At 54.5% G+C, this 11438-nt stretch carries 19 protein-coding genes; 5 read left to right on the top strand and 14 right to left on the bottom strand.

Features of this window, described 5'->3' with window-relative positions:
• Positions 1-139 precede the first annotated feature (139 nt).
• Positions 140-787, bottom strand: a complete 648-nt coding sequence (locus AC1DRN_RS23150) for a hypothetical protein (protein WP_458238280.1) — start codon at positions 785-787, stop codon at positions 140-142.
• Between the two features lie 55 nt (positions 788-842).
• Here AC1DRN_RS23150 and AC1DRN_RS23145 point away from each other — a divergent pair, with 55 nt between their 5' ends.
• From AC1DRN_RS23145 to AC1DRN_RS23135, 3 genes are read left to right on the top strand one after another with little or no spacing between them, the layout of a single operon-like run.
• On the top strand, positions 843-1187 hold the full coding sequence (locus AC1DRN_RS23145; protein WP_457265799.1) for a nucleotide pyrophosphohydrolase: 345 nt from the start codon (positions 843-845) through the stop codon (positions 1185-1187).
• Positions 1188-1196: 9 nt separating this feature from the next.
• A complete protein-coding gene (locus tag AC1DRN_RS23140) occupies positions 1197-2174 on the top strand; it encodes a hypothetical protein (RefSeq protein ID WP_457265798.1) in 978 nt (325 codons plus the stop codon).
• A 49-nt stretch (positions 2175-2223) separates the two neighbouring features.
• Positions 2224-2760 (top strand): hypothetical protein, encoded by a 537-nt coding sequence (locus AC1DRN_RS23135; protein WP_457265797.1) that lies wholly within the window; start codon positions 2224-2226, stop codon positions 2758-2760.
• On the opposite strand, the gene AC1DRN_RS23130 is transcribed toward AC1DRN_RS23135, so the two are convergent.
• Entirely contained in the window at positions 2757-3707 is a 951-nt protein-coding gene (locus AC1DRN_RS23130) for a DNA cytosine methyltransferase (protein WP_457265796.1), read from the bottom strand. The two genes, AC1DRN_RS23135 and AC1DRN_RS23130, sit on opposite strands and share 4 nt — an antisense overlap.
• Positions 3708-3756: 49 nt before the next feature.
• Between AC1DRN_RS23130 and AC1DRN_RS23125 the strand changes: the two genes are divergently transcribed.
• A complete protein-coding gene (locus tag AC1DRN_RS23125; RefSeq protein WP_457265795.1) occupies positions 3757-4077 on the top strand; it encodes a hypothetical protein in 321 nt (106 codons plus the stop codon).
• Positions 4078-4115: 38 nt separating this feature from the next.
• On the opposite strand, the gene AC1DRN_RS23120 is transcribed toward AC1DRN_RS23125, so the two are convergent.
• Positions 4116-4478: a hypothetical protein gene (locus AC1DRN_RS23120; protein ID WP_457265794.1), complete on the bottom strand. Its 363-nt coding sequence runs from the start codon at positions 4476-4478 to the stop codon at positions 4116-4118.
• Positions 4479-4482: 4 nt separating this feature from the next.
• The gene (locus AC1DRN_RS23115) at positions 4483-4791 is read right to left on the bottom strand and encodes a hypothetical protein (protein ID WP_457265793.1); all 309 of its coding nucleotides are present in this window, start codon (positions 4789-4791) and stop codon (positions 4483-4485) included.
• 174 nt (positions 4792-4965) lie between these two features.
• Here AC1DRN_RS23115 and AC1DRN_RS23110 point away from each other — a divergent pair, with 174 nt between their 5' ends.
• Positions 4966-5772: a hypothetical protein gene (locus AC1DRN_RS23110; RefSeq protein WP_477786808.1), complete on the top strand. Its 807-nt coding sequence runs from the start codon at positions 4966-4968 to the stop codon at positions 5770-5772.
• A 52-nt stretch (positions 5773-5824) separates the two neighbouring features.
• Here AC1DRN_RS23110 and AC1DRN_RS23105 read toward each other — a convergent pair whose 3' ends face one another.
• The 10 genes from AC1DRN_RS23105 to AC1DRN_RS23060 form a co-directional block, all read right to left on the bottom strand.
• Positions 5825-6190: a hypothetical protein gene (locus AC1DRN_RS23105; protein WP_457265791.1), complete on the bottom strand. Its 366-nt coding sequence runs from the start codon at positions 6188-6190 to the stop codon at positions 5825-5827.
• A gap of 81 nt (positions 6191-6271) precedes the next feature.
• On the bottom strand, positions 6272-6733 hold the full coding sequence (locus AC1DRN_RS23100; protein ID WP_457265790.1) for a hypothetical protein: 462 nt from the start codon (positions 6731-6733) through the stop codon (positions 6272-6274).
• A complete protein-coding gene (locus AC1DRN_RS23095) occupies positions 6730-6972 on the bottom strand; it encodes a hypothetical protein (RefSeq protein ID WP_457265789.1) in 243 nt (80 codons plus the stop codon). Before AC1DRN_RS23095 ends, AC1DRN_RS23100 begins: the two co-directional genes overlap by 4 nt.
• A 2-nt stretch (positions 6973-6974) precedes the next feature.
• Complete coding sequence (locus AC1DRN_RS23090; RefSeq protein ID WP_457265788.1) at positions 6975-7637, bottom strand: lambda exonuclease family protein; 663 nt, start codon at positions 7635-7637, stop codon at positions 6975-6977.
• The gene (locus AC1DRN_RS23085; protein WP_457265787.1) at positions 7637-8626 is read right to left on the bottom strand and encodes a RecT family recombinase; all 990 of its coding nucleotides are present in this window, start codon (positions 8624-8626) and stop codon (positions 7637-7639) included. Before AC1DRN_RS23085 ends, AC1DRN_RS23090 begins: the two co-directional genes overlap by 1 nt.
• Before the next feature lie 54 nt (positions 8627-8680).
• Positions 8681-9808 (bottom strand): coiled-coil domain-containing protein, encoded by a 1128-nt coding sequence (locus AC1DRN_RS23080; RefSeq protein WP_457265786.1) that lies wholly within the window; start codon positions 9806-9808, stop codon positions 8681-8683.
• A 158-nt stretch (positions 9809-9966) separates the two neighbouring features.
• Positions 9967-10101, bottom strand: coding sequence for a hypothetical protein (locus AC1DRN_RS23075; protein WP_263286762.1), 135 nt, complete (start codon positions 10099-10101; stop codon positions 9967-9969).
• Entirely contained in the window at positions 10098-10331 is a 234-nt protein-coding gene (locus AC1DRN_RS23070) for a hypothetical protein (RefSeq protein ID WP_457265785.1), read from the bottom strand. Before AC1DRN_RS23070 ends, AC1DRN_RS23075 begins: the two co-directional genes overlap by 4 nt.
• Complete coding sequence (locus AC1DRN_RS23065) at positions 10321-10575, bottom strand: hypothetical protein (protein ID WP_457265784.1); 255 nt, start codon at positions 10573-10575, stop codon at positions 10321-10323. The genes AC1DRN_RS23070 and AC1DRN_RS23065 overlap by 11 nt, the downstream gene beginning before the upstream one ends.
• Positions 10576-10970: 395 nt before the next feature.
• Positions 10971-11438, bottom strand: a 468-nt coding sequence (locus AC1DRN_RS23060; protein ID WP_477786807.1) for a polysaccharide lyase family 7 protein, incomplete at its 5' end; no start/stop codon positions are given.

Here is an 11438-nt window from a genome sequence, read left to right as displayed (position 1 = left end):
ACTTTGAAGGTGAGCTACGGTTTATTGGTTCGCCTCGCCAGTTGCGTACACGCTCTCTCCCCTGAGGTGACTGGCGGGGTGAACCCTTACCGGCGCGGCCCCTTGTAGATGAGCCAGAGCACGTAGAGCGCGGCGAAGATCATGGGGTTAACTGCTCAGCGGCGATTTCATCGAAGAAAGATTGAGGCAACACCGCGGCGAACTTGCCTTGCGACCACGACATTGGCTCAGATTTGCGAATCATCTCGTTGAGCAAGTCGAACGCGGCCACCAGCTGTTCGTCACGTATCTCGCCGTCCTCTGGAAGGTCATCACAGAAGACGTCCGACGGGTCGATCTCGCGCGGCATGTTCGGCTCGCAGATGCACAGGCGTAGGTCAGACAGGATCACGTCGCCATCGAGGATGTATTCTCGCAGGCTGTCCGCGTCGAAGAAGTAGTTTTCGCCGTCGAAGTCCACCAGCGGTTCGCCTTCCCAGTCTTTGGTTGGCATGGCCGCGAATGCTTTGGCTCGGCTGTCGGAGTGGCACTGCTCGCAGCAACTGCGCACTTCGTAGATTGGGTGGTCTGGATTTTTCTCGCAGCGGCGATGGGTTGCACCGCAATACCGTGCCATGTGCTCATCGTTACCCCAGAAGCGACCATCTGCGCCGACCCAGCCGGTGACRGTTTGAATGCTGGCAGCTTCCGGGGATTCGTACATCACCACTTTTTCTTCAGGCATGACCTCGTCCTTGCCGCTATAGCGGCTGACTTGCAAAGGGGGAAGGGGGGGGTAAGCAGCCATGGCATCAGGTACCTTGGTATGATGTGATGGCACTATGCAAATTGAGGATCGGATCGTGGATTTAGAGCGTATTCAACAACGTATTCGAGATTTTCGAGATGCTAGGGATTGGATGCAGTTCCATAACCCTAAAAATCTGGCCATATCTGTCAGCCTCGAGGCCAGTGAGCTGCTGGAACATTTCCAGTGGAAAAGCCCGGAAGAGAGTGTTGAGCATGCGATTTCGGCGAAGCACCAAATTGCTGATGAGGTCGCTGACGTGGCGATTTATCTGATTGAGTTTGCTGATATCTTGGGGATAGATCTGCAGCAGGCAATTTTAAACAAAATCGATAAGAATGAGGCGAAGTATCCTGCTGAAAAGGCACAGGGAAACGCCAAAAAATATGATGAACTCTAAGGGATTAGTATGCAGCTGATTCTTCAACCATGTGGTCGTGCTGACGCACGGAAAAATTTCGAAAAGACTATCAGTACAGTAGTACCTACTAGTCAGATTTTACCGCACGTACCTCTTCAAGATCGGGATAGGTTTCTTAAGGCATTTCCCGAAGGGGTAGCCGTGTGGGGGGTTACACCAGGGGGGAAAAACATTAATGCAAAGAAATGGGAGCGGATATCAATCGGTGACACCGTACTGCTTTATCAGGAAAAGCGTTTTTTCTTCAAGGCAACCGTTGCCTATAAAATGCATGCTCCAGCACTAGCAATAGCGCTATGGGGGGTTAATGATGAAGGTGCCACTTGGGAGTACACCTACTTTCTGACCGATCTTGAATCTGTCGAGATTGATATTGGACGGTTTAATTTTGCTGCCGAATATGCTGAAAATTATGTCGTCCAAAACTTTAATGTTCTTCCTGCGGACATGAGTGAAGCCATTCTAGACGAGCTAGATTTAGCATCGGGTATTGGTGTTACTGCCCCCAGCGATGCAGACGCCATCGCAGCTAGGAATGCATTTTTACACCTGGGTGATGATCTAGATATTCCCTCATCCACTCGCCGAAGGAAGGAGCAGGATCTGCTTCGAACCATTTTGTTGGGGAAGAAGAAGGTTGAAGCTTGTGCAGTGTGTAATCGCCTGCTACCAGTGGATATATTGGTCATCGGGCACATTCGGAAACGGCATTCTTGCACTCCCGAAATTAAAAAAGATCTCGCCAACGTGATGCCAATATGTTTACTTGGCTGCGACCGGTTATTCGAAAATGGCTACATCTACATAGATGATAAGGGAATCATTCAAGCAGCGAAACATGCCAAACCTATGGCTGAACTTAAAGCTGTAATCGATAGCCTTGTGGGTAACCTTTGTACTGCTTGGGGAGTTGCATCTGAACCATACTTTTCCTGGCATAGAGTTCATCCGCGAAAGTTTAACTAGTGCGGTGTACAATTGCAATGCACTGGGGATTCTATCTGGAGCGAATAAAATGAAAGCTAATGAAGGGCTTGGGGCTGCGGTAATTGCAGGGTTGATAGGTGTTATAGGATCCTGTTTAGGGGCGTTAGTGGCTGGCAATTATGCGGCAGACGCTGCTAAGGCACAAATTGATGTTCAATTGTCGTTGTTGAAGTCAGAGACCGCTTTGAAGTTGCTAGAGTATAGGGCTGAGCCAATGGCAAGCTTATATGCGGCAATTAGTAGATTTGATAATGCTAATCTACAAGGGGAGGAATTGTTTTCCGCAGCTAGAGCTCTTGCTGCAGCTGCTGCATCATGTGCAGCGCGATTAGATGGAAAAGCGAGTGTGCTATGCTCTCGTATTCAAAGTACTGCAAATAATTTTGTTCATATTTCTCCTAGTGATATTGAACAAAAGATGCGGGCAAATGATTTGATTAATGCCAATTTTTTCAGGCTTAAGAAAGTCTATGCTAGTATGCAAGACGCAGCGATAAAGGCCGCAATTGGAGAAGGAGATTTAAAGGCTTCTACTATTAGAGTAGCTAAGGATCCTGTGGACTAGATTAATCCAAAAGATAGCGCTTTTATCAAGCATATCCCTATCCATTTAACAACAGGCACAGCCTTGCTATTTCCTAAGGATTTGTAGCGCGGGCCATCCGGGCATTCGCTGTCTGGTTTGCCGCGCCAAGGGATCATCGTGTAATCATCAGGGAATCCTTGGCACCGCTCCCATTCGACTGGTGTAGTACGTCGCACTCCTGACGGCTCCAGTACATATGCCTCTCGGTCATCGAGAGAGCCTCCCCCTTGTGCCGTGAGAGTAGGATGAAGTTCCTGCTTCGTTTCCCATCCCGGCGGGCAATCCCTGCGAGTGCCCTCTCGCTCAAAAAGTACCTCGATGGGATCGAATCCGTCTCGAGCACTCGCGACAACGAACACACGACGGCGTCGTTGGGCCAGGCCGAAATATTGGGCGTCCAGGACCCGCCACGCGATTGTTCTTTTGGGTCCATACACACAACCAGCGTCCGGCCACCTTTTCCCTGAAGGCTGCAGTTCGCAGTCTTCCCCAGCAAGCGCGCCAAGAAAGCATCCGAAGGCGTTCCCTTTGTCGCTGAGGACACCGGGGACGTTTTCCCAGACGATGACGCAGGGGGGCTTTCGTTGGCTGGCGCGAACATAGTCAACTGCATCTGCGAGCTCCACGTATTTGATGGTGAGGGCGCCGCGCGGGTCGGCCAGACCTTCGCGCATACCGGCGACGCTGAAGGCTTGGCATGGGGTTCCGCCGACGAGGATGTCGGGCGCCGGAATCTTGCCGACCAATACCTGGGCACCGAGCTTGGTCATGTCGCCGAGGTTCGGCGTGGTGGGGTAGTGGTGGGCCAGCACCGCGCTGGGGAAGGCTTCGATCTCGGCGAACCAGGCAGCGCGCATTCCGAGCGGATGCCAGGCCATGGTCGCGGCCTCGATGCCGCTGCAAACGCTTCCGTAAGTGATGGGCACAGTGACACCTCGCCGGTATATTCGGATGACTAATTTCTGAGGGTTTCGAATGGATCAGGGACTGATTAATGACATCATCTCGACGTCTTTTGGCGGCGCGGCCGCCGGACTGGCACTTTATGGAATGCAGGTTCTCTTCGCCTTGATAGGAGTCAAGCGAGACGCCTGTCGGGTGCACAAATGGATGGTCAAGGAGAGAGCTTCAGGTGGCGATAAATATCGCTCAACACGGGCAATTGCCAGTCACAACAACCTGACTGAAGACCGAGCTCGTTTTATATGCAGCTACGATGTGAGGATAAAGCTTTCGGTTGGAGATGATCCCGACAAGTGGAGCCTTGAAGATCGAGAACGGAAAAGCGGTTTTTGATTCTGACGCCAGTGTTCATCGAAGTATTTGATGGGGTGTCAGGCAGCCGCTGTCAATTCAGGCGAGTAGTCCATCCACGACAGCTTGGTCGCCGACTTCCGCTTTGCATCGCTCTGCGGCAGCTTGACCTTCGCCCTGATGATCACGTCGCGGCACCGCCCCAGCTTACGGATGCGCTCCGCATACTCGGCGGCGTACTGGGGCGCATCAAACATGCTGCTGAGTTGGGCGACCCGTTTGCCGTCCATGATCTTGATCACGCGATCCTCGACAGCCTGGAGCCACTGGCTCATGGATAGCTCGATTCGCTGACCTTTCTCAATCTTGAAGTCGCGAACTTTACGCTTCGCCTCTTCGCGGGCGAAGTGCTCATTCATTCCGAAAACGGCAAATGTGCTCATGGTTTTACTCCAGGCAGTCGAGCGCTTTTTGAAGTAGCGCATTCAGTGAAAGCTCCCGGTCTTCCGGGTCCATTGCTCGCTTAATCCAGGTGCAGGCCTCGCTCGCGTTATCCCGAAGATTCTCCAGCTCGTCTTCGTCATCACTCGCTTGGCTTTCCAGGCGGCGGATGTCTTCGCGCAGCTCCTCGCGCTCAGCGCTAGGGTCGATGCTTTGCGCTGCCAAGCGGCGAGTCAGTTCGACGGCGGCCGCCGGATCAAGCGCGGCATAGTGCAGGCACTCTTCGTCACTCAAAGCATTTGCGGGAATGCTCATTGGCAATCTCCAGACAGACGCCTGCCTCGCCGGCTGGCGTGATTCGTTGAAGTTGGGGTAGGGGCGTAATTGGTGCGAAAATGACGCACCAATCTCGAAATCGGCCTGCTTAGTCGATTGCCGTATTAGCGGTTTGTCCATAAAATCTATAAAAAATTGGAATGGATGCAGGATTTGAAGAAGCTACGCGGTTTGCCTCAATGGTTGCTTGCTGTTGTAGTTACGGCATTGGTTACTGCAGTCCTCCTAATTGTTGCCTTCATCTCAATGTTTGGGATTGATCCATCAGACTCGCAAGAGTCTTGGGGGCAATTTGGGGATTTTGTTGGAGGGATTCTTAATCCGCTATTTTCGATAATAGGTTTGCTTGCTCTGCTGCATACAATTGTTTTGCAGAGCAAGGAGTTGTCACGTTCGACCAAGGAGCTAAAAGCATCAGCTAAAGCACTTAAGCGTCAGAATAAACATAATGCAAGGCAGCAGTTTGATAATAATTTTTTTCAGTTACTATCGATGTGTGTTTCGCAAGCGAACTCCGTAGTTTGGGATTCGAGATCAGGGATTGTGGGGGAGAGCGCTTTTCGCACCGGGGCTGATAGTTTTTCCAATGGTTGGGATGTTAATACCGCTGACGGAAATACATGGCTGCTGCAATTCGATAAATGGCACGGTGATGGGGCGCACGTGTTCGATAAGTTTATTCACTCTCTCTCAAATATTATCGATTTTGTTTGTGAGGCTGACGTTTCAGATGATGCGAAAAAATTTGCTCATATTTCTATATCATCAAACTTGTCAAGCGAGACCCTTACTGTTTATTTGTTGTTTGCGACATTTTCTGAGCATCACTGCTGGGTAAGGGAACTACTAGAAGAAATTAACTTCTTCGCTTATTGTCAAATGGACTATTTGAATTATCAGCCTATTTGGAATGACATAGGTCGACTTTCGCGGGTTGAATATAATAGTGTCCCTTCTTAGTATTCGGTTTTCATTGTTGCCCTCCGGGGCTGGATGCAGCAGATAGGGTTGGTTATGCGGGGCGTTCGATTTCGTCTTCCGGGTCGCCGGGGTCGTCTTCGAGTTGCTGGCGGCATGCTGCATTGAATGCCCGTGACACCTTTTCGCTAACTACATAAGGTGTTGTGACACACTGAAGCATCCGCGCGGCGGTATCGTAGTCGGCAGCGATGACATTGCGCAGCAGGTTCTGATACACCTCCTGCTGGTTGTTGAAGCCGTGTTCCTTCATCAGGCGCTTGAGGTCCGACATAAACACACCGGCCACCTCAACCTTGAAGCGACCGATTCCTTTCGCTGCATCGTCCGCCGCTTTCTTCTCGCGCTTCTTGCGCTGTTTGATGGCTTCCGCCGTCGGCTCCTGCACGTCCTCGGCCATGGTCCGCCTCTACAATTCCGTGGGCCGGTAGATCCAGCCATGTCTGTCGTCGGCGCTGGCGCACCTGGTTGCTGATGAGTCTCATGCTGCCCTCTGCTGATTCCAGACACCCACGGCGTCGAACACCCGGGCGGCCTGCTCTTCAGTCAGCGATATTTCGGCGGGAATGGCGATCCAGCCCGAAGCGACCCGATGATTCGGATTGCTCTCGGCAACCAGGTCTTTGTAGGTTTCCTCGATCACGTCTTCGAGGTGCGCGGCCAGATAGTTGCCTTGGGGAGCAACCTCTACTGATTTAGTGTAGCGGTGCCCTCGTTGATCGCGACACTGGACGCTGAGATAGATCGTCCAGCGGTGGGCAAAGTCGCAGACCGCGTCGGCGAGGCGTTGGCCGGGCGGAATGTTCTTGCAGCTCCTCCAGTTGATCATGCCCTGGCGGCCGCTGGGATCGATGTTCACCACCGCGACGTGGTTGGTGCTGAGCAGTGCCCGGCAGGAACGCTCGATTCGGGCCCGCATGTTGTTGGGTTTGCGTCTGCTCATATTGAGTCCGCCATTTTGCGAAGCGTCTGGCGCTGTGCCCAATTCAAGCCCTTGGGTTTGCGCTTGAGGACCGTTTCAGGGTCTATTTTCTGAGAGCGGGGTGGCGGTAGTAGATTGCGCGGCGGGCTTTTCAGTTGGGCGATCTGCCCGCCGGCTGCCAGGTACTGGGCGACCCGGTCGTTGATTGATTCGGCGCTCTGCCGCTGCTGTTCGATGAGGTTGAGGTGGTTGCTGATCATGATCAAGCTCCTAATCTATGGGCTTGCGCCCGCGCTTTATCCGCGACCTCATCAACCATGCGATTCAGCTCCAGATTGAACTGGACTAGCTCTTTGTGCAGGTTGGCGATGTACTCCTCGTCGCGGTAAATGGTCTCGACATAGAGCTGACACTCTTCATCTTGACGAGAATCGAACGACAGAAAATCCCACCATTTCCGCCCCGTAACGAACATGCAGCCTTGGACCTGCGGCATGTGTTCCTCGGGCATGCCTTCGAGCCAAGTCTTGACGTGTATTGCCTCATTGAAGGGGCACTTTGACTCGGTTCCACCGTCATCGTTGATTAGGCCGTCTGGTGAACAGCCGAGCCAGTCGTACTTCGGGTGGACGATGAACTCTGACGGTATGACGATGTTGCCGGTCAACATCTCGTAGGCGTCCTGAGCCTTCTGTTCTTCGGTGTGGCCCCACTTAATGGAAGCGCTGCTGACGTTGTGCTTGGACTTCTTTGCCAATCGCTCGAAGCACAGTTCGCGCATGTATGAGGTACGCGCGCCCATAGGCTCGCGCTTTCCATTTTTGTCAGGCTTCCCCCAAGCAATCACATCTTTAAATCGGCTGGCTGTCACTCGGCCAGATCGGTCTGCATGCCACTTTTCAGTGCCCTGAAGTTCCGCTCTCATTACGCCGCTTCCTCGGCCTGAGACAGGTCGTCGTTGGTGCCAGTCATATCGGTAAAGTCGCCATCAACGGTTGCCGCCATGTTCTTGAGTGCTTCGTGGCACTCCAGGCCGATCGCTGCGCGCTGCTTAGGCTTGAGACCTGCCCAAGCTGTCGCATAGGCTTCGATGTCCTGCCGCTTTGCGACGACCAAAAGGTCTGCGAATACTCCGTCGATTTCCGGCGACGGGGATTTCGGGCCGAACGACACACCGGCAGCGGCAGCGGTGTTTGAAGCCTGCTTCGCAGGGGTGATATCGATTTCTCCACCGTACGAGTCTTCGAATTCATCGGGTGTATAGACGCCAAGGATGACGTCAGGGCAGAAGAGACGGGCCCATTTTTTAGTCACCAAGTAGGCGATCTGCTGCTTGGGGTCCTCCGCCCAAAGCGTCGAGTTCCGCGTGCGGACCTGGGTAAGCAGAAGTTCCAGAATGCGCGGCTCGTCTTCGCCTTTGAAGGTTGCCCAGACCCTGATCCCGAGACCTCTCTCATCGTCAAAGCTCCAGGCTGGAACACGGTATTTCTTGAACTCGCCAGTGTCCTCGTCCTTCTTGGTCTTGCTGGTGACTTCGCGCATCTTCCCGATGACGTTTTCCCAGGTGCCGAACCATTCGAAGTTCAAGCGGCCTTTGACTGGCGCCTTGGCGGTGATCACTGCGTTGACGAGCTGCGCCTCATAGCTCAATGCACCGCCGTTGACGATGAACGTCTTCTGCGCAACAGCGAATGGGTTCATCTGCCACTGCATTGCTTGTAGCACCACCGCCATGCAGTCAGCTTGATTGCCCTTCAGATGCTTGGGGACTGTTGTCACGCCCTTCGACATCATCAGCGCGAGGTCACTCATCGACTTCATGGTGCCTGGATCGAGAATGAGCGCTGCCGCGTTGTGCGATGGATCGTGGTACGTGGCAAGGCCGGTTGGTGCTTGGGTGTCTGAATCGGTCATTGCGCTCTCCGTGGCCGACAAGGATTGGTCCGGCCCTTTTGATGGAAAGGGTGGTTAGAAGCGGATGGCGCGAAGCCAGGCGCGAGCAGTGTCGAGGTCCACGTCGAAGCCCAGGGCTACAACCTCGACAATGTCGTCAACCGATGGCGCGGTCGTAGTCACATCGTCGGATTCAGCGGCGATCGCATGTGCGCTGACATGTGAGACCTCGACCTTCTCTGTAACCACGGGCACAGCTACTGAAGTGGTTGGAGCGGGTGCAGCAGCTAGGGCACGCAGGCGGGCCAGTTCTTCCTGGTCACGTTGATACTGTGCGTCGCGTTCACGCTGTTGGCGTTGCTGTGCTTCCATGTCGCGGCGCTGCTGGTCCAGCTCGTCCTGCTGTTGCTTCAAGCGCTTGCGGTCTTCTTCGGCGCGTTGCTTGCGCAACTCCTCTGCTTCCGCGTCGGCAATGCGCCGCTTCTCGCGCAGCTCGTCGAGTTCCTTCTGCTGGGCCAGCAGCTTGGCGGCAGCCTCTTCTCGTTCAACGGCAGATTTGTGTAACGTTTCAAGCTGATCAATGGCGTTGTCGCGAGCGATGGTGCCTTCAGCTTCGAACTCGGCATATTCTTCGGGCAGGATCACCGATTCCTTGACGCCTTGCAGAATGCTTGCGACATCTGCAGCGCTACGGCTTGCGTATGCGGCAGCGACGGAACTGAAGCGGGTTATCTTCACCCGGATGGCTTCGACACGTTCAGCTTCGACACGCTCGCGCTCGGCCTTGGCGTCAGCTACACGCTTTTCTTCGGCCTTGATTGCTTCGTCAACAGGCACCTCTATCGCCAAGACTCGATCCTTCAGCACCTCGCCGAATTCCTTAACCTGATTGACGCGAGCCTGGGCATCCTTGACCTTCTGCTGATAGGGAATCAGCGCCGTCTTGGTGGTGTTCGCCAGGGCATAGCGCACGTCGCGGATATCGACGCGAACTTCCTTCGCATTCGCCAAGCCTTCGCTGGTCGAGCAATCAACGACCAGCTTTCCGTAAGTGGTCTCCAGACGAACGATCTGCTCCTCGTGCGGCCGATATTCAGCGATGTCGGTGACGGCAACCGCAGCGACTACAGGTGTTTGTGCGTCGTCGGTTTCGCTCATTTCGAGCGATTCTTGTGCGAGTGCTTGTTTAGTATTTGCGGACATGACAACTCCTTGCCGCGCGGTGCGCAGCMTTGAAGGGTGTGGGGGTTATTGAGTGACGCAATCAGCAAGGGCGCTGAGCAGCATCAGGAAAGCGAAGACGGTGATGGCGGGAAAGGAACCGCGCCAGATGAGCAGGCGCCTTGCCCGCTGTCGCTGAGTCATGACAGCCGCGCGATGAGCATCCCGCGCCGAGACTGGATCTTGATGCGGGTTGGCAGATCAGCGACCAGAAAAAAGCCCTGTCGGTGCAGGGCTTCGGTCATTGCTTTGGCGTTGCGGGCGATGATGGTCATGCTGCGACTCCCTGCTTGATCGATGCGTTGTAGGTGGCGTAGATCTGGTCAATGCGCGCCCTGTAGTGCCGGTGCTCGCCTTCAGTGATGACGCGCAGCAGGAAGGCCAGGGTGATGGCCGATGTCGCCGCTGAGCTGGCGTTGGGTTTGCCGAGGTCGCGGATCATGTTGTCGATCTCGCCCTCGATCCAGGTAGTCGCCGTCTGGTGATTGCGTTGCTCAACGTTCATGTGCGCCTCCGCTGGGTGGGCAGACCATTTCCATTTTTGCCATGGCCAGGCCGATGCGCCGCTTGAGGCTCTTTCGCTCTTGCAGCAAGCGCGCTTCCCGATCGGCCAACGCTTGAGTGCGGATCTGCTCGGCAGCTTCGTAGTCGTGGAATTCTTCGGGATTCGATTTCTTCTCGCGCCCCCAAGCGTCGTGGCGCCTGTCCCACTCTCGGGCCTGAGCACTGTCTGCATAGCTGGTTGCCATGGTCGCCTCCAAGAGTGGCGGGTGTTGATCCAACAAAACCCGGCTGCACTCATCCATTCCGCTGGTTGCCGTTGGGCGCGGAGGGGAGTGCATGCGGGTGGTGTCGGGAGAGAGTTGCCCAGGCCCGCTGCTGGCGACGGCCTGGGTGTGCAGCATCGAGTTGTCTTCTGCGCGAGGGTGGCCTACCGGAATCCCGGCCGATGCGCGGTGACATCGACGACCTACTGTCCGCTGCCTGCCAGGTGTTGGACGCAGCCTTCAGGCTTGCCGCGCCACGCGGGTGAATCGCTTACTGGTACATGGCTGCCAATCCTCCGTGTTGGGTGAGCTGAACAATGCAGGTGGCCGGTATAAGCCGGAGATTCGTCCGCACTGGCTGTAGGGATGTGGGTTCATCAGCCGTGAGTAATTGATAGGTCGCTGATGATGCAGATCGAGGCGTCTTCAGGGTCGGTCGTTTCGGAGTAATCGATCTGGTTGTAAACGCCACCGTGGAAGGCGAGCGTTTTCGTGTCCCAGGTACTGTCGAGACGCATGATTGCGGAAGTGGATTTGGCGCCGTTGCAACTCGCCGACACCGAAACGGCACCGTTTGCATTCGCGTGAATGTTGATTTTGAACAGTGCACCCAGCGGCACGTTTTCCAGCACCGTTGAGTTAACTGGGTCGTCTTGCAGGTAGCTCGACCGGAACCCCATGGTGATTTTGCCCTTGTTCCAAAACACCTTCACTGGAGGGCGTTCGGAACCCTGTACATGAATCTGGCCAATCACCACTTTCTGCAGCGAGTTGACTTTCGTTAGTCGCATTTCTTGCAAGCTCCAGTGATCGGCGGCGCTGGAGAACAGCCAATAACCGGGTTC

It is taken from the genome of Pseudomonas sp. P5_B3, assembly GCF_056400405.1.
The sequence above is the reverse complement of the archived record's forward strand: the minus strand, read 5'-3'. Positions and strand labels throughout refer to the sequence as shown.